Source organism: Pseudomonas sp. OA65, from assembly GCF_017498305.1.
In the GTDB taxonomy this organism is placed as follows: Bacteria; Pseudomonadota; Gammaproteobacteria; order Pseudomonadales; family Pseudomonadaceae; genus Aquipseudomonas; species Aquipseudomonas zanjanensis.
Genome location: NZ_JAGDEZ010000009.1, coordinates 180,428 through 199,444, shown reverse-complemented (window position 1 = coordinate 199,444; position 19,017 = coordinate 180,428). Strand labels below are relative to the sequence as shown.

At 61.2% G+C, this 19,017-nt stretch carries 22 protein-coding genes; 8 read left to right on the top strand and 14 right to left on the bottom strand.

What is annotated here, in order from left to right; translation table 11 throughout:
• Positions 1-60 precede the first annotated feature (60 nt).
• From J3361_RS10705 to J3361_RS10695, 3 genes are read right to left on the bottom strand one after another with little or no spacing between them, the layout of a single operon-like run.
• Positions 61-969 (bottom strand): acyltransferase, encoded by a 909-nt coding sequence (locus J3361_RS10705; RefSeq protein WP_207964434.1) that lies wholly within the window; start codon positions 967-969, stop codon positions 61-63.
• Positions 970-3,069, bottom strand: coding sequence for a phosphate acetyltransferase (pta, locus tag J3361_RS10700; protein WP_207964432.1), 2,100 nt, complete (start codon positions 3,067-3,069; stop codon positions 970-972).
• 54 nt (positions 3,070-3,123) lie between these two features.
• Positions 3,124-3,462, bottom strand: a complete 339-nt coding sequence (locus J3361_RS10695; protein WP_207964429.1) for a DUF3565 domain-containing protein — start codon at positions 3,460-3,462, stop codon at positions 3,124-3,126.
• Between J3361_RS10695 and J3361_RS10690 the strand changes: the two genes are divergently transcribed.
• From J3361_RS10690 to J3361_RS10680, 3 genes are all read left to right on the top strand, one after another.
• Complete coding sequence (locus J3361_RS10690) at positions 3,431-3,916, top strand: peptidylprolyl isomerase (protein WP_207964428.1); 486 nt, start codon at positions 3,431-3,433, stop codon at positions 3,914-3,916. The genes J3361_RS10695 and J3361_RS10690 overlap by 32 nt on opposite strands.
• A gap of 114 nt (positions 3,917-4,030) precedes the next feature.
• Positions 4,031-4,513, top strand: a complete 483-nt coding sequence (locus J3361_RS10685; RefSeq protein WP_207964426.1) for a glutathione peroxidase — start codon at positions 4,031-4,033, stop codon at positions 4,511-4,513.
• Between the two features lie 260 nt (positions 4,514-4,773).
• Complete coding sequence (locus J3361_RS10680; RefSeq protein ID WP_207964424.1) at positions 4,774-5,877, top strand: NADH:flavin oxidoreductase; 1,104 nt, start codon at positions 4,774-4,776, stop codon at positions 5,875-5,877.
• A 137-nt stretch (positions 5,878-6,014) separates the two neighbouring features.
• Here J3361_RS10680 and J3361_RS10675 read toward each other — a convergent pair whose 3' ends face one another.
• Positions 6,015-7,214, bottom strand: a complete 1,200-nt coding sequence (locus tag J3361_RS10675) for a glycosyltransferase family 1 protein (RefSeq protein WP_207964422.1) — start codon at positions 7,212-7,214, stop codon at positions 6,015-6,017.
• Positions 7,215-7,254: 40 nt separating this feature from the next.
• The gene (cysZ, locus tag J3361_RS10670; RefSeq protein WP_053125122.1) at positions 7,255-8,010 is read right to left on the bottom strand and encodes a sulfate transporter CysZ; all 756 of its coding nucleotides are present in this window, start codon (positions 8,008-8,010) and stop codon (positions 7,255-7,257) included.
• 311 nt (positions 8,011-8,321) lie between these two features.
• On the opposite strand from cysZ, the gene trxB reads away from it, so the two are divergent.
• On the top strand, positions 8,322-9,284 hold the full coding sequence (trxB, locus tag J3361_RS10665; RefSeq protein WP_207964420.1) for a thioredoxin-disulfide reductase: 963 nt from the start codon (positions 8,322-8,324) through the stop codon (positions 9,282-9,284).
• A gap of 198 nt (positions 9,285-9,482) precedes the next feature.
• On the opposite strand, the gene J3361_RS10660 is transcribed toward trxB, so the two are convergent.
• From J3361_RS10660 to J3361_RS10630, 7 genes are all read right to left on the bottom strand, one after another.
• Positions 9,483-10,733: an aspartate aminotransferase family protein gene (locus tag J3361_RS10660; protein WP_207964418.1), complete on the bottom strand. Its 1,251-nt coding sequence runs from the start codon at positions 10,731-10,733 to the stop codon at positions 9,483-9,485.
• A gap of 268 nt (positions 10,734-11,001) precedes the next feature.
• Positions 11,002-11,340, bottom strand: coding sequence for a HopJ type III effector protein (locus tag J3361_RS10655; protein WP_207964417.1), 339 nt, complete (start codon positions 11,338-11,340; stop codon positions 11,002-11,004).
• Positions 11,333-11,629 (bottom strand): DUF1244 domain-containing protein, encoded by a 297-nt coding sequence (locus J3361_RS10650; protein ID WP_207964415.1) that lies wholly within the window; start codon positions 11,627-11,629, stop codon positions 11,333-11,335. Before J3361_RS10650 ends, J3361_RS10655 begins: the two co-directional genes overlap by 8 nt.
• Positions 11,630-11,728: 99 nt before the next feature.
• Positions 11,729-12,109: a dihydroneopterin triphosphate 2'-epimerase gene (gene folX / locus J3361_RS10645; RefSeq protein ID WP_025211888.1), complete on the bottom strand. Its 381-nt coding sequence runs from the start codon at positions 12,107-12,109 to the stop codon at positions 11,729-11,731.
• Positions 12,110-12,670 (bottom strand): GTP cyclohydrolase I FolE, encoded by a 561-nt coding sequence (gene folE / locus J3361_RS10640; protein ID WP_186705049.1) that lies wholly within the window; start codon positions 12,668-12,670, stop codon positions 12,110-12,112.
• Between the two features lie 20 nt (positions 12,671-12,690).
• A complete protein-coding gene (gene folM, locus J3361_RS10635; RefSeq protein WP_207964413.1) occupies positions 12,691-13,401 on the bottom strand; it encodes a dihydromonapterin reductase in 711 nt (236 codons plus the stop codon).
• Positions 13,402-13,612: 211 nt separating this feature from the next.
• On the bottom strand, positions 13,613-14,182 hold the full coding sequence (locus J3361_RS10630; protein ID WP_207964411.1) for an antibiotic biosynthesis monooxygenase: 570 nt from the start codon (positions 14,180-14,182) through the stop codon (positions 13,613-13,615).
• A 219-nt stretch (positions 14,183-14,401) separates the two neighbouring features.
• On the opposite strand from J3361_RS10630, the gene J3361_RS10625 reads away from it, so the two are divergent.
• Entirely contained in the window at positions 14,402-15,361 is a 960-nt protein-coding gene (locus tag J3361_RS10625) for a MerR family transcriptional regulator (RefSeq protein ID WP_207964410.1), read from the top strand.
• Positions 15,362-15,371: 10 nt separating this feature from the next.
• Here the strand turns inward: J3361_RS10625 and J3361_RS10620 are convergent, their stop codons facing one another.
• Both J3361_RS10620 and J3361_RS10615 read right to left on the bottom strand, forming a co-directional pair.
• Complete coding sequence (locus J3361_RS10620; protein WP_207964408.1) at positions 15,372-15,977, bottom strand: hypothetical protein; 606 nt, start codon at positions 15,975-15,977, stop codon at positions 15,372-15,374.
• A gap of 54 nt (positions 15,978-16,031) precedes the next feature.
• Positions 16,032-16,505 carry a PAS domain-containing protein gene (locus J3361_RS10615; RefSeq protein WP_207964406.1) on the bottom strand — a complete coding sequence of 158 codons (474 nt, stop codon included), beginning with the start codon at positions 16,503-16,505 and terminating at the stop codon, positions 16,032-16,034.
• A gap of 152 nt (positions 16,506-16,657) precedes the next feature.
• On the opposite strand from J3361_RS10615, the gene J3361_RS10610 reads away from it, so the two are divergent.
• From J3361_RS10610 to J3361_RS10600, 3 genes are all read left to right on the top strand, one after another.
• Entirely contained in the window at positions 16,658-17,113 is a 456-nt protein-coding gene (locus J3361_RS10610) for a flavodoxin (RefSeq protein ID WP_207964404.1), read from the top strand.
• A 134-nt stretch (positions 17,114-17,247) separates the two neighbouring features.
• Positions 17,248-18,030, top strand: a complete 783-nt coding sequence (locus J3361_RS10605) for a class II aldolase/adducin family protein (RefSeq protein WP_207964402.1) — start codon at positions 17,248-17,250, stop codon at positions 18,028-18,030.
• Positions 18,030-18,932, top strand: coding sequence for an alpha/beta hydrolase (locus J3361_RS10600; RefSeq protein ID WP_207964400.1), 903 nt, complete (start codon positions 18,030-18,032; stop codon positions 18,930-18,932). Before J3361_RS10605 ends, J3361_RS10600 begins: the two co-directional genes overlap by 1 nt.
• Positions 18,933-19,017 lie beyond the last annotated feature (85 nt).

Sequence of the window (19,017 nt, the reverse complement as noted above, 5' to 3'; positions counted from 1 at the left end):
GTTAACGAAGAGGTGGCTGATCCGACGCCTTCGCGAGCAGGCTCGCTCCCACAAAGGCAATTAGTGATGATCTGGATACTCCCGATGCATCTGCTCCAGCAACGCATCCTTGTCCTGCCACAACTGGTTGATCCAGCCCTGGAATTCGAGGCGATACGCACCGTCCTGGTCGTAGCTTTTACCAATGAACTGCAGGGGGATCGTCAGCTCCTGGCAATGCACCACCACCTCGCCTACGTTGCCGCAGAGCAGATCCCAATACCCCGGACGCCCGCCCGGATAGTGAATGGTCACGTTGATGATCGACTCTAACTGCTCACCCATCGCATCGAGCACGAACGCGATGCCACCGGCCTTGGGCTTGAGCAAGTAGCGAAACGGTGACTGCTGCTGGGCATGCTTGCCTTCGGTGAAACGCGTGCCTTCGACAAAATTGAAAATGCCCACGGGGTTGTTGCGAAACTTCGCACAGGTCTTGCGGGTGGTTTCCAGGTCCTTGCCTTTCTTTTCCGGGTGTTTTTCCAGGTAAGCCTTGGAGTAGCGCTTCATGAACGGAAAACCCAGGGCCCACCAGGCCAGGCCGATCACCGGCACCCAGATCAGTTCTTGCTTGAGGAAGAACTTCAACGGCCGGATGCGCCGGTTCAGCACGTACTGCAACACCATGATGTCGACCCAGCTCTGGTGGTTGCTGGTGATCAGGTACGAGTGCTGGTAGTCCAGGCCATCCAAGCCGCTGAGGTGCCAGCGGGTACGCCGCACCAGGTTCATCCAGGCCTTGTTGTTGCTGATCCAGGTTTCATGGATGTGGCTCATCAGCCAGTCGGTGAAGCGCTGGGCGGCGGGGAAGGGCAGCAACAGCTTGAAAATCGCCACGATGAACAGCGGTGTGCAGCAGGCGATGGTGTTCAGGGCCAACAGCAGCGAGGCGATGACGCCGCGCAAAGAGGCAGGCAGGAAGTCCAGCATTTAAATATCCAAAGGTCGGTTGGCGGCTTGGATCGCGGTCAGGGCGATGGTGTACACGATGTCGTCGACCTGGGCGCCGCGGGGCAAGTCATTCACCGGTTTGCGCAAGCCTTGCAGCATCGGCCCGAGGCTGACGCAATCGGCGCTGCGCTGCACGGCCTTGTGGGTGGTGTTGCCGGTGTTGAGGTCCGGGAAGATGAACACCGTCGCCCGGCCGGCCACCTGGCTGTTGGGCGCCAGTTGTCGGGCCACGGTTTCGTTGGCGGCGGCGTCGTATTGCAGCGGACCGTCGATCAACAGGCCGTGCTGGGCTTCGTGGGCCAGCAGGGTGGCTTCGCGGACTTTTTCCACTTCTTCGCCACTGGCCGACTCGCCGCTGGAATAGCTGAGCATCGCCACTCGTGGGGTGATGCCGAACGCGGCGGCCGAGTCGGCACTTTGCAGGGCGATTTCCGCCAGCTCCGCAGCGCTGGGGTGCGGGTTCATCACGCAGTCGCCGTAGACCAGCACTTCTTCGGGAAACAGCATGAAAAACACCGAGGACACCAGGGAGCAACCCGGCGCGGTCTTGATCAACTGCAAGGCCGGGCGGATGGTGTTGGCGGTGGAATGGATAACGCCGGATACCAGCCCGTCGACTTCATCCAGGGCCAGCATCATGGTGCCGATGACCACGGTGTCTTCCAGTTGCTGCTCGGCCATCGGCGCGTTCAGGCTTTTGCTCTTGCGCAACCGCACCATCGGCTCGACGTAGCGTTCGCGTATCGAATCCGGATCGAGAATCTCCAGCCCTGGCGGCAGTTCGATGCCTTGGGCGCGGGCCACGGCCTCGACGTCGGCCGGTTTTGCCAGCAACACGCAGCGGGCAATGCCCCGGGCCTGGCAAATGGCGGCAGCCTGCACGGTCAGCGGTTCGCTGCCTTCGGGCAGTACGATGCGTTTGTTGGCGGCCTGGGCGCGCTGGATCAGCTGATAACGGAACACCGCCGGCGACAGGCGCATTTCCCGCGGCGTGCCGCAGCGCTGGTGCAACCATTTGGCGTCCAGGTGGCTGGCGACAAAATCGGTGATGATCTCCGCACGTTCGCGGTCATCGATGGGGATTTCCTTGTTCAGGCCGTTGAGCAGGTTGGCGGTGTCATAGGAGCCGGTGCTCACCGACAGCACTGGCAAGCCCGCCTGCAAGGCGCCGCGGCACAGGTCCATGATGCGTGGGTCGGGCAGGGTGTCGCTGGTCAGCAGCAGGCCGGCCAGCGGCACGCCGTTGATCGCCGCCAGGCTCACGGCGAGGATGATGTCGTCGCGATCGCCAGGCGTTACCACCAGCACGCCGGGCTTGAGCAGTTCCACGGTGTTGCGCATGGTGCGGGCGCAAATGATGATATTGCTCATGCGCCGGGTTTCGTAGTCGCCGGCATTGAGCACCTGCGCACCCATCAGGTCGGCCACGTCGCGGGTGCGCGGGGCATTGAGTTCGGGGCGAAACGGCAGGCAACCGAGCAGGCGGAAATCGCCGCTGCGCAACAGGGGCGAGTGTTCCTTGAGCCGTGCGGAAAACGCTTCCATGCTTTCGTCGGTGCGGACCTTGTTCAGGATCACCCCGAGGACTTTCGGGTCCTTCGGCCCGCCGAACAACTGCGCTTGCAACTCCACCCGCCCGGAAAGCTCGGTCAGCACTTCGTTTTCCGGTGCCGACACCAGGATGACCTCGGCGTCGAGGCTCTTGGCCAGGTGCAGGTTGACCCGGGCGGCGTAGCTGGCGTTGCGGGTCGGGACCATGCCCTCGACAACCAGCACGTCTTTGCCGATGGCCGCTTGCTGGTAAAGCGTGATGATTTCTTCCAGCAACTCATCGAGCTGGCCATCGCCGAGCATGCGCTCCACATGCGTCAGGCCCAGGGGTTGCGGGGGCTTGAGGCCATGGGTGCGGGCCACCAGCTCGGTGGAGCGCTCCGGCCCGGTGTCGCCGGGATGCGGCTGGGCAATGGGTTTGAAAAAGCCGACTTTCAGCCCGGCCCGTTCAAGGGTACGCACCAGCCCGAGGCTGATGGAGGTCAGACCCACACCAAAATCGGTGGGCGCGATAAAAAAAGTTTGCATGCGAATTCTCTAAGGGGGAATGGCGCGACCTATGACTGGCCGTCTACCCACGATTCAGTCGCCAAGGTTATCGCTAACCGGGCCTTGAGCGCACCAGCCGCAAGCAAAGGGCTGGCCTATTTTTCCAATACGTTGCGCAGGGTCCAGCACCCAGGCCCGAGACTGCCACGGCGGTTGGTGGCGCAGGTGCTGGGTGTGGCCACAGGACAGCTCGGCCACCCAGTGTCCGTCCTCGTCCTGATGGAAACCGGTGACCGTCGGTCTGTTCGAGCTAGCCCGTTTGTCCGGGTTCCGTTCGCTTTCGGGCAAATCCTTGTTTAGACTTGTCCGTTCTTCATTCTTATGCAAAAGGTCTCGCCCCATGCTGATCGCCGCCAATAAGGCTGTCTCCATCGACTATACCCTGACCAACGACGCTGGTGAGGTCATCGACAGCTCTGCCGGCGGCGCTCCGCTGGTCTACCTGCAAGGCGCGGGTAATATCATTCCAGGCCTGGAAAAGGCCCTGGAAGGCAAAGCCGTCGGTGACGAGCTGCAAGTGGCCGTTGAACCGGAAGACGCCTATGGCGAATATTCCGCTGAACTGGTCAGCACCTTGAGCCGCAGCATGTTCGAAGGCGTGGATGAGCTGGAAGTGGGCATGCAGTTCCATGCTTCGGCGCCCGATGGCCAGATGCAGATCGTCACCATCCGTGATCTGGAAGGCGACGACGTCACCGTTGACGGCAACCACCCGTTGGCCGGTCAGCGCTTGAACTTCCAAGTCAAGATCGTTGACATCCGTGACGCCAGCCAGGAAGAAATCGCCCATGGTCACGTCCATGGTGAAGGCGGCCATCACCATTGATTTGTGCGCTACGCTCAAGTTGACTGGAGAGGCGCCCTATGGCGCCTTTTTAGTCGCTTGCTGTTAGCATCACCCATGGCTGTTTCGAAAAGATCCGCAAACCTGGAGTTCGTCATGAGTGCTTTCCACGACCTTAAACTGACAGCCCTGGATGGCCAGGAGCTTCCTCTGGCGCCTTTCAAGGGGCAAGTCGTGCTGGTGGTCAACGTCGCCTCCAAATGTGGCCTCACGCCTCAGTACGCGGCGCTGGAAAATCTCTATCAGCAATACAAGGACAAGGGCTTCAGCGTGCTGGGCCTGCCCTGTAATCAGTTCGCCGGGCAAGAGCCGGGGACCGAACAGGAAATCCAGGAGTTCTGCAGCCTCAACTATGGCGTGACATTCCCGCTGTCCAGCAAGCTGGACGTGAATGGTCATGAACGTCATCAGTTGTACCGCCTGCTGGCGGGCGAGGGTGCCGAGTTTCCCGGGGACATAACCTGGAACTTCGAAAAATTCCTGCTCGGCAAGGACGGCCGGGTGCTGGCGCGTTTCTCACCTCGCACGGCGCCGGATGATCCTGCCGTGATCCACGCGATCGAAAAAGCGCTGGCTTGATCCCAATGATGTATGGCGGTCCCTTTGTGACGAGGGAGCTTGCTCCCGCCGGGCTGCGAAGCGGCCCTGGCTTTTTTGCGGTCGCTGCGCAACCGAGCGGGAGCAAGCTCCCTCGCCACAGGGGATGTGCTTGAGGCTGTGATACTCAGCGCTCCCTTTTGATCCTTGATCATTCAAATCAATAGTGCTACCCAGCACTCCTCATGCTCCATATTATCGTCGTCATATCCGACCTGTGACTTCGTCCCGTGGAGTGCCCCATGCCTGTAAAAGCCCTGTTCAAACCCTTCCACCTCGGCGCGTTCGAGTTGCCGACCCGGGTGGTGATGGCGCCGATGACCCGTTCCTTTTCGCCGGGCGGCGTGCCGAACGCCAAGGTGATCGAGTACTACCGTCGTCGCGCGGCGGCCGGGGTCGGCCTGATCATCACCGAGGGCACGACGGTCGGACACAAGGCCTCCAACGGCTACCCGAACGTGCCGCATTTCTACGGCAATGCCGCCCTGGCCGGCTGGAAGAAAGTGGTCGATGCGGTGCATGCCGAAGGCGGCAAGATCGTGCCACAGCTGTGGCACGTCGGCAGTGTGCGCCGCATCGGCACCGAGCCGGACGCCAGCGTGCCGGGCTATGGCCCGACCGAAAAGCTAAAGGATGGCCAAGTGGTGGTCCACGGCATGACCCAGGCGGACATCGACGAGGTCATCGCCGCTTTTGCCCAAGCGGCAAAGGACGCCCAGAGCATCGGCATGGACGGGGTGGAAATCCACGGTGCCCACGGCTACTTGGTGGACCAGTTCTTCTGGGAAGGCAGCAACCAGCGCACCGACGGATATGGCGGCAGCCTGGCCAACCGCTCGCGCTTTGCGATCGAATTGATCCGTGCCGTGCGCGCGGCGGTGGGCGAGGGCTTCCCGATCATTTTCCGCTTCTCCCAATGGAAACAGCAGGATTACACCGCGCGCCTGGTGCAGACGCCTGAAGCCTTGGGCGAATTCCTCAAGCCCTTGTCCGAAGCGGGCGTGGATATTTTCCACTGTTCGACGCGACGTTTCTGGGAGCCGGAATTCGAAGGCTCCGAGCTGAACCTGGCCGGCTGGACCCGCAAGCTCACTGGCAAGCCCACCATCACCGTCGGCAGCGTCGGCCTGGATGGCGAGTTCCTGCAGTTCATGGTCAACACCGATAAGGTCGCGCAACCGGCCAGCCTGGAAAAGCTGCTGGAGCGCTTGAACAACGATGAGTTCGACCTGGTGGCGGTGGGACGTGCGCTGCTGGTGGATCCGGACTGGGCGCAAAAAGTCCGTGAAGGGCGGGAGCAGGAGATCTTGCCGTTCAGTCGCGAGGCGTTGATGACCCTGGTTTAAGCGTGTCTGATCCGGCGCCATCGCGAGCAGGCTCGCTCCCACAATGGATCTCGGCTGAACGCAAACTTTGTGCGCGCTGAAGATCAAAATGTGGGAGCGAGCCTGCTCGCGATGACGATTTCAGTATCACCGAACAATCAGCGCACAGTCGGCGCAGCAGGCATCACCTGCTCCCCGACACAAACCCCGCGCAACTGCGCCTCGAATTGCTCGATCACCGACGCCCAGCCCTGGCGACTGGCATGTTGGCGCGCATTGAGCCGCACGCAACGCAAGGTCTCGCGCTCTTCCAGCAGCCAACGGGCGGCATCGCAGAACGCCTCTTCATCCCCCGGCATCGCCAGCACGCCGTTGTAGCCGTGGCGAATATGTTGCGCCGCGGCGGCCTGGTCGTAGGCCACCACGCCCAGCCCGGACGCCAGCGCCTCCAACACCACATTGCCGAAGGTTTCGGTCAGGCTCGGAAAGACAAATACATCCCCGGAGGCATAGTGGCTGGCCAGCGCCTCGCCGCGTTGCGAGCCACAAAAGATCGCCTCGGGCAATTCCTGCTCCAGCGCGGAGCGCTGCGGGCCGTCGCCAACCACCACCAGCTTCATCCGCCGCCCCGGGAAAGCGCTGCACAGCGTGGCGAAACTGCGCTTGAGCAGTCCGAGGTTTTTTTCCGGTGCCAGGCGTCCGACGTGGATCACGGCGATGTCATCGTCGCCCAGGCCCCACGCCTCGCGCAGGCTCGTCGAGCGTTTGATCGGATGGAACAATTGGCTGTCCACGCCCCGGGACAACAACGCCACGCGCTCGAAATGGCGTCGCTCCAGTTCCATGCGCTGGCTGAGGCTGGGCACCAGGGTCAGGCTGGAGCGGTTGTGGAACCAGCGCAGGTAATGAGTGAGTCCGCGACTCAACAGCCCGAGGCCGTACTGCTGGGTGTATTGCTGGAAATTGGTGTGGAAACCGCTGACCACCGAGATGCCCAGGCGCCGTGCCGCCCGCAGGGCTGACAAACCCAGCGGCCCTTCCGTGGCGATGTAGAGCACGTCCGGACGACGGCGTTTCCAGCGCCGGAGCAGTTTGTGCATCGACGCCTGGCCCCACTGCAAGCCCGGATAGCCCGGCAGCGGCCAGCCCCGGCACAGCAACAACTGGTCGTCACTGGCCTGGCGCGGGTCGTCGGTCTGGCGAGGTCGTATCAGCTCGACCTGATGCCCGCGGGCGCGCAGGCCGTCGTACAGGCGGCCCAAGGTATTGGCCACGCCATTGATTTCCGGCGGGAAGGTTTCGGTGATCAGGGTAATGTGCAGGGGTGTGGTCATGACCCCAGTGTCGACCGGGGCCATTTCGTCATTGTGACGCCAGGATGATGGATTTGTGACCAGCTCAGCCCTGACGGGCCAACGCGGTCTCGGCGCCTTGCTCACGGACCCAGAACAACGTCGCCCCGGCCACCGCTGCCGGCATCATCAGGATGTTCACCACCGGGATCAGCAGCACCAGGTACACGCTGCCGCCAAAGCCCAGGCTCTGCCAGCGTTTTTCCCGCAGCCAGGCGAGCATTTCGTTCCAGCCCAGCTTGTGGTTGTCCGCCGGGTAGTCGATGTACTGGATCGCCATCATCCACACGCCGAACAGCAACCACAGTGGCGCCGCCACCAGATTGACCACGGGGATGAACGACAGCACGAACAGCCCCAGGGCGCGGGGCAGGAAATAACCAAGCTTGCGTGCCTCGCGGCCGAGCGTCCGCGGAATCATGGCGATCAACTCGGCCCAACTGAAGGCCGGAAAGTCATCGGTGCCGCGGATGACCACCTCGACTTTCTCCGCGAGAAAACCGTTGAACGGCGCGGCTATGATGTTGGCGAGCATGGTGAAGGTGAAAAACACCATCAGCACGACGAGCACTACGAACAACGGCCAGAGCACATAGCTGAGGAAACTCAGCCATTCGGGCAGCGACGGCATCAATGTATCGACCCACAGGCTGAACTGATGGCCGGCCAGATAGATCAATCCGACGAACAGCACCAGGTTGATTGCCAGGGGCAAGAGTACGAACAAGCGCAGGCCCGGGCTCAAGACCAGCTTGAGGCCCTCTCGCAAATATTGCGGGCCGGACAGGACGGGGGCGGGCATAGGTGGCTCCGAGCGAAGGTGAACGCGCCGACCTTACCGGCTTTGCCCCGCCCGGGAAAGCGGCGACACGGCGTGTAACAACGTTTCCAGAGGCGAAGTCCCCTATTGAAAGGCTCGTCGCAGATAGAGCTCACCTATGAGCTGGATTGTTAAACCGTATTTCCTTAATCTTCGCTCCCTCGATACGCTGCACCCATTCTTTTTCAGGACTGTCGAACCCAAGCCTTCCCCAAGTGCGTCAACGGTCCTTTTTTATTCGCGCCGCTCACCCGGCGTTCCGGCCCGCAAGGTCCGGTCAACAGGAGCAGGTCATGTCTGAAGTGCGTCATTCGCGAGTGATTATCCTTGGTTCCGGCCCTGCCGGTTACAGCGCTGCGGTTTATGCGGCCCGTGCCAACCTCAAGCCGCTGCTGATCACCGGCATGCAGGCCGGCGGTCAATTGACCACCACCACCGAAGTCGACAACTGGCCGGGCGACGTCCACGGCCTGACCGGCCCGGCCCTGATGGAGCGCATGAAGGAACACGCCGAGCGCTTCGAGACCGAGATCGTCTTCGATCACATCAATGCCGTGGATTTCGCCGCCAAGCCGTACACCCTGACCGGCGACAGCGCGACCTACACCTGCGATGCCCTGATCATCGCCACCGGTGCCAGCGCTCGTTACCTGGGCCTGCCGTCGGAAGAAGCCTTCATGGGCAAAGGTGTTTCCGCCTGCGCCACCTGCGACGGCTTCTTCTACCGCAACAAGCCAGTGGCTGTGGTCGGTGGCGGCAACACCGCCGTCGAGGAAGCCCTGTACCTGGCCAACATCGCCAGCACGGTCACCTTGATCCACCGTCGCGAAACCTTCCGCGCCGAGAAGATCCTGATCGACAAGCTCAACGCCCGCGTCGCGGAAGGCAAGATCATCCTCAAGCTCAACGCGACCCTGGACGAAGTGCTGGGCGACAACATGGGCGTGACCGGTGCCCGCCTGAAGAACAACGACGGCAGCTTTGACGAGATCACAGTGGACGGCGTCTTCATCGCCATCGGCCACACCCCGAACACCTCGTTGTTCGAAGGTCAGCTGGAACTCAAGGACGGCTACCTGGTGGTCAAGGGCGGCCGCGACGGCAATGCCACCGCCACCAGCGTCGAAGGCATCTTCGCCGCCGGCGACGTGGCCGACCACGTCTACCGCCAGGCGATCACCTCGGCGGGTGCCGGTTGCATGGCAGCCCTGGACACCGAGCGTTATCTAGATGGCCTGCAGAACGCTTCGTTCTGATTCATCGGGCGTAAAAAAACCGGCTTCGGCCGGTTTTTTTGTGCCTGTCACAAGATCTACGGATGGATGCTGGACCCTGTGGGAACGGGCTTGCTCGCGAAAGCGATGTGTCAGTCAACGTTGATGTCGACTGGAACACCGCTTTCGCGAGCAAGCCCGCTCCCACAAGGTTTTTTGTGTTGTCAGACGCAGTGCATTTCAGACCAGCTTCGCCAGGCATGCCTCCAAAATATCCAACCCCTCTTCCAGCACCGCCGGCTCGGTCGTCAACGGCGCCAGCAACCGAATGATGTGCCGCGACTTACCACTGGGCATCAGCAGCAGACCCGATTCCCGTGCCAGGGCCAGCAGTTGCGTCAGTTGTGCCGAGGCCGGAGTGCCATCGGCGTGGGCCAGCTCGATGCCGCGCATCGCGCCGACGCCGGTCAGGCGGCCCAGGTAAGGGCTCAGCCCGCGACGGCGCCAGGATTCGTAGCGGCTGACGATCGCCTCTTCCTTTTGTGCACCCCAGGCGTTCAGGTTGGCGTCGGTCATTTCGTCCAGGGTCGCCAGTGCGGCGGCACAGGCAATGGGGTTGCCCGAGTAGGTGCCGCCGAGGCCGCCCTTGGGCAGGTTGTCCAGCAGCGCCTTGCGTCCCACCACGGCTCCCAGAGGCACGCCGCCGGCAATGCTTTTGCCCAGCAGGACCAGGTCTGGCTCGATGCCCAACCGGGGGAAGGCAAAGCGCTGGCCGGTGCGGCCGAAGCCGGACTGGATCTCATCGACGATCAGCACAATGCCCCTGTCGTCGCAGAACCGCCGCAGGAGCTGGGCGAAGGGCACATCCATCGCCAGGAAACCGGCCTCGCCCTGCACCGGTTCGACGATGAAACAAGCCACGTCATTCACATCGATCTCGACACTGAACAGCCGCTCCATGGCCTTCAAAGCCTCATCGCAAGTGACGCCGTTGTCCTGGCTGGGGTACGGCAGGTGATACACCGGCCCGGGCAGCACGCCGACTTTCTGTTTGTAGGGGGCGACCTTGCCGTTGAGGTTGAGGGTCGCCAGGGTGCGGCCGTGAAAGGCACCGTCAAACGCGATCACGGCGGTACGGCCCGTGGCGCCACGCACGATTTTCAAGGCGTTCTCCGCCGCCTCGGCGCCGCTGTTGGTGAGCATGCCGCTGACCGGATAGTCCAGTGGGATGAACGCCGCCAGGCGCTCCATCAACTCGATGTAGGGTGCGTGAGGCGCGGCGTTGAAGGCGTAGTGAGTCAGCCGGGTGGCCTGTTCGCGGATCGCCTCGACGATGCGCGGATGGCAATGGCCGAGGTTCAACACACCAATGCCGCCGACGAAATCGATGTAGCGTTTGCCATCGATGTCCCAGACCTCGGCATTCTTGCCGTGGCTGAGGCTGACGGGATGCACGATGGAGATCGATTGGCTGATGGTTTCGCTGCTCATGGATGACGTCCGGACGAAGAAGTTGCCGTTATCTAAGCCGCGAGCAGAGGGGGCCGGCAAACGAAATAAAGTCGCCGGGTCAATCTTAAAAGTCGGGATGTGGAGCGGGAGGATTTATTTGCGGGGGAAGACCTGTGGGAGCATGGCTTGCCCGCGATGAACGATAACGCGGTTCGGCTGTTAAACCTCGGCGCGCCCATCGCGGGCAAGCCATGCTCCCACAGATGAATGCCCTCGCCACAGAAGAGGGCTGCAAGAAGTCTGTGGATCAGCGCCGTTGCAGCGGCTGCGCCTCGAACGTCACGCCGGCCAGCCCATGGGCCATCAGCGCGCGGATATTGCCGTGGTCACTGCCTTCGGGCGTGGCCAGCACCGAACGGTAATGTTCGCCGAACGCCAGCAGCGCTTCTTCATCGCTCAAGCCTTCGAGCAGCGCCAGGCCCAGGGTCTTGCACGAACCTTCGTTCTGCCCGGCGGCGTTTTCCACGCCACCGTTGTTGAAGGCCTGGGGCTGGTAGTCGTAACCGGCGGCGATAAAGGCCAGGGTGTCGGCGAAGGCATGTTCGCCGCTCTTGAGACGGGTACGCAGGGTATTGAGATCAGGCATCGGGTTTTCCTTTGGCGAACGCCGCTTGTTGTTCGGCGCTGGCTTCTTTCTGGTAGTGGGCTTTCCACTCGGCGTACGGCATGCCGTAGACCACTTCGCGGGCGTCGTCGAGGCTGACCTCGACCTGGCGTTCATCGGCGGCGGCCTTGTACCACTTGGACAGGCAGTTGCGGCAGAAGCCGGCAAGGTTCATCAGGTCGATGTTCTGCACATCCTTGCGGCTGTCCAGGTGGGCAACCAGCCGACGGAAAGCGGCGGCTTCGAGTTCGAGGCGTTGTTGGTCGTTCATGGGAGTCTCTGCGAGGCAGCTTCAAGGGGCAAGCTTCAAGCTGCAAGAGTGGATTTGCGGTGGTCAGGCTTGAAGCTTACAGCTTGAGGCTTGCAGCTGCTACGAAGTAGCCCGGCTTGCCGCAAGGGTAATCGACACCGACTCGGCGAAGCGCAAGGCGTGCGGCTTGTCGACTTCGACTTCGGCGTACAGCACCGATTCGTTGGCCATGACCAGGTCGAGCAATTCCTGGGTCAGGCGTTCGAGCAGGGCGAAGCGGTTGCCTTCCACGTGGGCGATGATCGCCTTGGTGATGGTGCGGTAGTTCAGCGCGTGGTCGATGTCGTTGTCGCGCACCGCTTCTTGGGCTGCGTAGAGGATGGTCAGGTTGATCAACACATCCTGCTTGTTGAGGATTTCATCCTCGTTGATGCCGATGAAGGTGCGCAGGCGCAGGTCCTTGACCTTGATACGTGCCATGGCTGGCTGAAGTTGTGGCATTTACTTGCTCCGTCGAATCAATTGCAGGAACTCCTGGCGCGTGGTGCTGGAATCGCGAAAGGCGCCGAGCATCACCGAGGTGTTCATGGTCGAGTTCTGTTTTTCGACACCGCGCATCATCATGCACATGTGCTGGGCCTCGATCACCACCGCCACGCCGGCGGCCTGGGTGACCTGCTGCACCGCGTCGGCGATTTGCCGGGTCAGGTTCTCCTGGATTTGCAGGCGGCGGGCGAACATGTCCACCAGCCGGGCGATCTTCGACAGCCCCAGGACCTTGCCGGTAGGAATATAAGCCACATGGGCCTTGCCGATGAAGGGCAGCAGGTGATGTTCGCAGAGTGAATAGAGTTCGATGTCGGCGACGATCACCATTTCATCGCTGTCAGAGGCGAACAGCGCGCCATTGACGATCTGCTCGACGCTTTGTTCATAGCCATGGCAGAGGTACTGCATGGCCTTGGCGGCACGCACCGGGGTGTCGAGCAACCCCTCGCGCTCGGGGTTTTCCCCCAGGCCTATAAGGATTTCGCGGTAGTGCTGGGGCAGGGATAGCGTCATGGTGCATCCTCGAAACAAGGCTATTTGACGTGCCGCCCGCCGTTGACGGTCAGGGTCGTGCCGGTGACATAAGGGTTGTCCAGCAGATAACGCAGGCTCTGGTAGATCACTTCGCTGCCAGGTTCGATACCCAGCGCCGACTTGGCCAGGGCCTTGGCGCGGTAAGCCGCGTCGTCTTCGGGGTTGAACAGTAGCAGGGCCGGGGCGATGCCGTTGACCTTGATCGCCGGGGCGAATTTGGCCGCGAACGACAGGGTCAGGCTTTCCAGGCCGGCCTTGGTGGCGCAATAGGCGATATGCCGGGCGCTGCCCTTGCGGGTCACGTCATCGCTGATGTGCACGATATCCGCAGGCGTCGAACGCAGCAGCAGTTCGGCGCCATGCAGGTTGATCAGGTAAGGCGCGAGCATGTGCACGCCGAACATGGCGCTGAAGGCCGTCGCTTCGTTGCCAGGCGCCTCGGTCATCCAGGCCGAGGCGTTGTGCACGATGGCCCGCAGCTGGTTGGTGTGCTGTTTGAGTTGTTCGATAAAGGCCAGGATCCCCGTTTCGCTGGAGAAGTCGGCGAACAGCACCGTCGCCCCCAAGTCGCGCAGCGCCTGCACGCCGGGGCGTTCGGTGCGATAGGTCGCGATCACCGGGTGCCCGTCCTCCAGCAAGCGGCGGGCGCAGTGCAGGCCGACGCGCTGGGCTGCACCCGTGATCAGGATCGGAGCGGTAGCGCTGGACATGGGACGGCTCGGTTCACGGCAAGAGCAAAACTATAACAGCGACGGGCGGTGTGTACCTATTGATGGCTAATCCAGCGGATATATCGCCGTATTCCACTGTGGGAGCGAGCCTGCTCGCGATGTGCTGGGTCAGCCAACACAAATATCTCCTGACACACCGCTATCGCGAGCAGGCTCGCTCCCACAGAGACCGCGGCCAGGGCTGGCAGCATCATCGATTCTGTGTGAAAGGCTTGGCCGGTAATGCCCGCTGTGGCGGGCCGTTGAGCCAGTTCGCCAGCAGGTGGGTCGACATCGGGATAAACAGATAGACCATCAGCGGCGTCAGGATGAGTGTGCTGATAAAAACGCGGTTCAACAGGCCCAGTTCGCCCAGCAACGGCCCCAACAGGAAGTTGAACAACAGCGACACGGGAAAGAACGCGAGCCAGATGGCTACGGCCTGTTTCCAGCGGGGCGGACGCTGGCCGACCGCGCCGAACCAGCCATCGATGCCACGCACCCGGTGTTCGGAGGGATGGGCGAACAGATCACTGCCCCGTCCCAGCCAGGCCGTGCGTGAGGCGGAGTGTTCCCAGGCATGCAGGGTCTGTTCGTCGGCAAACCGGAAGATGATCTGGAATTCATCGTCCTGGGGCGGTGGCGCGAGCACGCCGGAACCCAGGTAGCCGGGGAAGTCGGTGGCCAATTGTTCGCCTTCGCGCAACCAGGCAATCAGATCTTCATAGCGCCCGTTGGCGACGCGGCGGGCCACCATCAGGGTGACGGGTGAGGTAGACATTTTGTATCTCCGTAAGACAGGCGCAGAACTCCGGGTAGGAGATTTTGCAGGAGACGCCCCGGGGTGGTGGGTAGCGTCTGGTCGCCATAAAACACGCAAGGATTATTCCCGATTGCGCAAAAAACAACAAAACCGCATATCAAGTGTTTTTGTTCTTGTCATCGTATGTCTTAGGAGGAGTAAACTGGGATCCAATTTGCTAGTCGGATTGCTGCGAAAATGAGCGTGATCACAGAGGATAACTATGTTTTCCAAGCGTCAGGTGCCTTGACGCGGGAAGATCTGTTCCCCATTCGCGAAGTCGCGCGCATGACCGGCGTGAATCCCGTGACCCTGCGTGCATGGGAGCGGCGCTACGGTTTGATCCAGCCTACCCGCACCGAAAGCGGGCATCGCTTGTACTCGTTGGGCGATATCGAAAAGGTTCGCAGCATCCTGGCCTGGATCGATCGCGGCGTGGCAGTGAGCAAAGTGGGCAAGATCCTGGCCAAGACCGAGTCGGTGCAACCGGTCTCCACGCTGATTTCATCCGATCTGGTCAAGGCCGATTACGCCCAGTGGCAGCAACAGGTGGCTGACGCGGTTGGCAACTTTGACGATGTGGAACTGGATCGTGTCTACGGGCAGGTCTTTTCCACCTACAGTGTGCCAATCGTATTCCAGGACATCCTGATGCCGCTCTGGCAACAAATGCTGTATCGCCAGCCAGAGTTCGGGCAAATCAGTGAATGGGTGTTTTTCGATGGATTCCTGCGTTCGCGCATCGTCCAGCGGCTTTTGCTCAAGCGCGAAAGTGGGGTGCCTCGGGTCCTGGTCTGCGCCTTGGCCGGCCAGTGTCGTGAGCTGGAGTTGCTGGTCACGGCGCTGTTCCTGTCCAAGGCGGATGTGGGCGTCAGGGCGCTGTCGATCGGCCTGCCATTCGATGAACTGTCCCTGGTGTGCCAAAAGGTCCAGCCGCTGGCATTGGTGCTGGTTTCCAATCACGCGCCGACCCCGGACTTGCCCAAGCGCTTGGGCAAACTGGCGATCAGCCTGGATTGTCCGTTGATGCTGGCCGGTGAAGTATCCGACCTGGCGCAGGAATGCCTGGCTGGCTCGCCAATCGGTTGCCTGGGCACTGAAGGAGCGGTGATGCGCAAGCGCCTGCATCAATTTCTGGCAGGCAATCTGGATACCTGAACGGGTTGTGCTAGAGGTGCATGGTGGGATGGGTCAGGCGATGTTGCTGCAGGATGTACTGGCGCAGGCGCTCGGTCTCGTCCTGGTCGTTCTGGTTCAGATGATAGGCAAGCCATCCTCGATCGGTTTCCCGTTCGAAGGCACCGCGCAACGAAATTCTCTCGTAGCCTGACGGGCTGAACCACAAGGCAAATTGCTTCGGTGGTTTGGTACGGCTGCGGTTTTCCAGCAATACGCCCTTGCAGGACACTTCGTGGACCCAGAGTGGTCCCGGCTGGCCCTTGATATTTTCCAATGCTACCGGCTCGTCGAGGACCAGGCGCCACGGGCGAATCTTCGGTCCGTCCTCGTAAATGCTTGGCACACCCAAGCGCAGGTGCATCGCATGGAATTCGTCTTCCACCAGATGCAGCGGAAAGGTCATTTGCTGGTTTTCAAAATTGGCTTGCAGCGTGACCTGCTCATTTGCTGCCAGACGCGTCAGCAGGTCACGAATCTGCGACCCGCCGTTGACCAGCAAGCTCGACGTGACATCCCGCTCGTTCAGCTGCGGGTTGTGTTGCATGGTCCGGATGAAATCCAATTCATCCTGCGTCAAGAGGGCATCGCGCTGCATGTTCGGCTCGAAATAATAATTTACGTGTTCACTGGTGATTGTAGTGACTGACAGTTAATTCGGGGTTTTGTTTGCGCCGTTCGTCGCTTCGAGCCGGGCGATCGTTTCCCGGGCTTCGGCTAACTCCTTTTCCAGCTGGACGACCCGTTGTTGAGCCTTGACCTGAGTGGTGACGTCTTTTTGCACACCGACGAAATAGGTATGCCCGTCCGCCTGGTTTTTTACGGTGGACAAGGACAGCTCATTCCAGAACGGCGTGCCGTCCTTGCGGTAGTTACGCAGCACTTCACGACAGGCACCGCCCTCTCGCAAAGCCTCGCGAATCGCCTTCAGGGACGGTTGGTCCCGATCACCTGATTGCAAGAACCTGCAATCCTGATAAAGGATTTCGTCGCGGTGATAGCCGGTCAATCGTTCGAAGGCCGGGTTCACGTAAATCAGGATATTGTCTTCGCCTTCTTTTTCAGCGATGACAATCCCGTCGTTCGAAGCATTGATGACCAGTTGCATCAGTTGAGCGTTGATCATTGGAAAGCGGCCTTTGAACATTCTTTGATGCGACATCTTAGAAGAAATCGATAGGCTGTCTACTGGCCATCATGGCTGTTGAGAGCCATTCGCAGCCCGGCAGGCGCAACTGATACTATCCCGGCTCTTTTTTCAGGTTCAGGATCAGATCGATGAAAGTCGCCATTCTTTCCGGCTCAGTGTATGGCACCGCCGAAGAAGTCGCCCGGCATGCCACCAAACTGCTTCGCGAGGCGGGCTTCGATGCCTGGCACAACCCGCGCGCGACCTTGGCGGATGTGCAGGCATTCGCGCCAGAGGCTTTGCTGGCAGTGACGTCCACGACCGGCATGGGCGAGTTGCCAGACAGTTTGATGCCGTTGTATTCGACCATCCGCGAACAATTACCAGGGTTCTTTCGCGGCTTGCCTGGCGCGGTGATCGGCCTGGGCGACGCCAGCTATGGGGACACCTTCTGTGCCGGCGGCGAGCAGATGTGCGAGCTGTTCGCCGAACTGGGCGTGCGCGAGGTGTTGCCGATGCTGCGTCTGGATGCCAGCGAAAGCGTCACGCCGGAAACCGACGCCGAACCGTGGCTGGCTGACTTGATCGAGGCGTTGCGCCGTTGAAGGCCAGGCGTGACTCGTTTGGCCAGTAAGCTGGCTGCTAACGCAACTACCGCCGTTGGAAGAGCCGACTAGACTGATTTTCTTGGAGAGGACGTTTTGATGACGAAAATCCCAGGAAGCCGGAGGTCAGAACCGTGAGCGTAGCGCCCGTCCAAACGACACACAGCATCAAGGATCAGGTCAGTGCCGCGGAATGGCAGACCCGGGTGGACCTTGCCGCCTGTTATCGGCTTGTCGCGCTGCATGGCTGGGATGACCTGATCTTCACCCATATCTCCGCGAAGGTCCCCGGCACCGAGGATTTCCTGATCAACCCCTTCGGGCTGATGTTCCATGAAGTTACCGCTTCGAGCCTGGTCAAGGTCGACCAGGCGGGCAACAAGTTGATGGACAGCCCCTACGACATCAACCCGGCCGGCTACACCATCCACAGCGCGGTGCATGAGGTGCGCCATGATGTCGCCTGTGTGTTGCACACCCACACCGCCGCTGGCGTCGCGGTATCGGCGCAGAAGCAAGGTGTGTTGCCGATCAGCCAGCAAGCGTTGTTCGTGCTGTCGAGCCTGGCCTATCACGCTTACGAGGGGGTGGCCTTGAATCATGAAGAAAAGGCCCGCCTGCAGGCCGACCTGGGCGAAAGTAATTTCCTCATGCTGCACAACCATGGCTTGCTGACATGCGGCGGAACCATCGCCGATACCTTCCTGATGATGTTCACCTTTCAACGGGCCTGTGACATCCAGGTCCTGGCCCAGAACGGCGGGGCCGAATTGATAGCCATCGAGCCGCAGATTCTGGCCGGCGCCCGAGCGATGATCGCCGGCGTGACCAAAAGCGCCCAAGGCATGGGCGGTGCCTTGGCCTGGCCGGCGTTGCTGCGCAAGCTCGATCAACATGACACCGGGTATAGAAGCTGATGTCCATGGCCCAGATTCCCCTGCGTATCTGGCGCCAGCGCAGCCAGATCTTCCTGTTCCGTGGCCATGCCATCCGTTATTGGGTCGCGGGGCAAGGCGAGCCGCTGCTGTTGATCCACGGTTTCCCTACCGCCAGTTGGGATTGGCATTACCTGTGGCAACCCTTGGCGCAACGCTATCGGGTGATCGCGTGCGACATGCTCGGTTTCGGCGATTCCGCCAAACCGACGGATCACGTCTACAGCCTGCTGGAGCAGGCCGATCTGCAACAGGCTTTGCTGGCGCACCTGAATGTGAAAGGCGCGGTGCATGTGCTGGCCCACGATTACGGCGACAGCGTCGCCCAGGAGCTGCTCGCGCGGCATTACGAAGCACGCATTTACCTTGCCAGTTGTGTCTTTCTCAATGGCGGTCTGTTCCCTGAAACCCACCGTCCGGTGTGGGCCCAGAGAGTTCTGCTAAGCCCCGTGGGCTGGCTCCTGGGACGAATGTTTTGCCGGGAAAGCCTGGCCAGCAGCTTTCGGCAGATTTTCGGCCCCTCCACCGGCCCTACCGAAAGCGAACTGGATGACTTCTGGAGCCTGGTGGAGGCCCATCGCGGTCCGCGGATCATGCACAAACTCATCGCCTATATTCCCGAGCGGCGCGTGCAGCGTGATCGCTGGGTGCAGGCGATGCGGCGCGGCGAAGTGCCGTTGCGGGTGATCGACGGCGCGGTCGATCCGATTTCCGGTGAACACATGGTGGCGCGCTACGAGGCCCTGATCCCCAACCCGGACACGGTGTTGCTGCCCGACATCGGTCACTATCCACATACCGAGGCGCCGATGCAGGTGCTCAAGCATTACCTGGCGTTTCGCGAGGCCATCGCCGCACCGCGCAGGCAAATGGCCTGTTCCTGACGACGCGAGCTTGTGTGGGAGCGAGCCTGCTCGCGAAGGCGTCAGCACATCCAGCATCCATTCTGACTGAAAGACCGCTATCGCG

Coding starts and splice junctions, on each gene's coding strand:
- J3361_RS10705 (WP_207964434.1), bottom strand. CDS start 969: ATGCTGGACTTCCTGCCTGCCTCTTTGCGCGGCGTCATCGCCTCGCTG.
- pta (WP_207964432.1), bottom strand. CDS start 3,069: ATGCAAACTTTTTTTATCGCGCCCACCGATTTTGGTGTGGGTCTGACC.
- J3361_RS10690 (WP_207964428.1), top strand. CDS start 3,431: ATGCTGATCGCCGCCAATAAGGCTGTCTCCATCGACTATACCCTGACC.
- J3361_RS10695 (WP_207964429.1), bottom strand. CDS start 3,462: ATGGAGACAGCCTTATTGGCGGCGATCAGCATGGGGCGAGACCTTTTG.
- J3361_RS10685 (WP_207964426.1), top strand. CDS start 4,031: ATGAGTGCTTTCCACGACCTTAAACTGACAGCCCTGGATGGCCAGGAG.
- J3361_RS10680 (WP_207964424.1), top strand. CDS start 4,774: ATGCCTGTAAAAGCCCTGTTCAAACCCTTCCACCTCGGCGCGTTCGAG.
- J3361_RS10675 (WP_207964422.1), bottom strand. CDS start 7,214: ATGGCCCCGGTCGACACTGGGGTCATGACCACACCCCTGCACATTACC.
- cysZ (WP_053125122.1), bottom strand. CDS start 8,010: ATGCCCGCCCCCGTCCTGTCCGGCCCGCAATATTTGCGAGAGGGCCTC.
- trxB (WP_207964420.1), top strand. CDS start 8,322: ATGTCTGAAGTGCGTCATTCGCGAGTGATTATCCTTGGTTCCGGCCCT.
- J3361_RS10660 (WP_207964418.1), bottom strand. CDS start 10,733: ATGAGCAGCGAAACCATCAGCCAATCGATCTCCATCGTGCATCCCGTC.
- J3361_RS10655 (WP_207964417.1), bottom strand. CDS start 11,340: ATGCCTGATCTCAATACCCTGCGTACCCGTCTCAAGAGCGGCGAACAT.
- J3361_RS10650 (WP_207964415.1), bottom strand. CDS start 11,629: ATGAACGACCAACAACGCCTCGAACTCGAAGCCGCCGCTTTCCGTCGG.
- folX (WP_025211888.1), bottom strand. CDS start 12,109: ATGCCACAACTTCAGCCAGCCATGGCACGTATCAAGGTCAAGGACCTG.
- folE (WP_186705049.1), bottom strand. CDS start 12,670: ATGACGCTATCCCTGCCCCAGCACTACCGCGAAATCCTTATAGGCCTG.
- folM (WP_207964413.1), bottom strand. CDS start 13,401: ATGTCCAGCGCTACCGCTCCGATCCTGATCACGGGTGCAGCCCAGCGC.
- J3361_RS10630 (WP_207964411.1), bottom strand. CDS start 14,182: ATGTCTACCTCACCCGTCACCCTGATGGTGGCCCGCCGCGTCGCCAAC.
- J3361_RS10625 (WP_207964410.1), top strand. CDS start 14,402: ATGAGCGTGATCACAGAGGATAACTATGTTTTCCAAGCGTCAGGTGCC.
- J3361_RS10620 (WP_207964408.1), bottom strand. CDS start 15,977: ATGCAGCGCGATGCCCTCTTGACGCAGGATGAATTGGATTTCATCCGG.
- J3361_RS10615 (WP_207964406.1), bottom strand. CDS start 16,505: ATGATCAACGCTCAACTGATGCAACTGGTCATCAATGCTTCGAACGAC.
- J3361_RS10610 (WP_207964404.1), top strand. CDS start 16,658: ATGAAAGTCGCCATTCTTTCCGGCTCAGTGTATGGCACCGCCGAAGAA.
- J3361_RS10600 (WP_207964400.1), top strand. CDS start 18,030: ATGTCCATGGCCCAGATTCCCCTGCGTATCTGGCGCCAGCGCAGCCAG.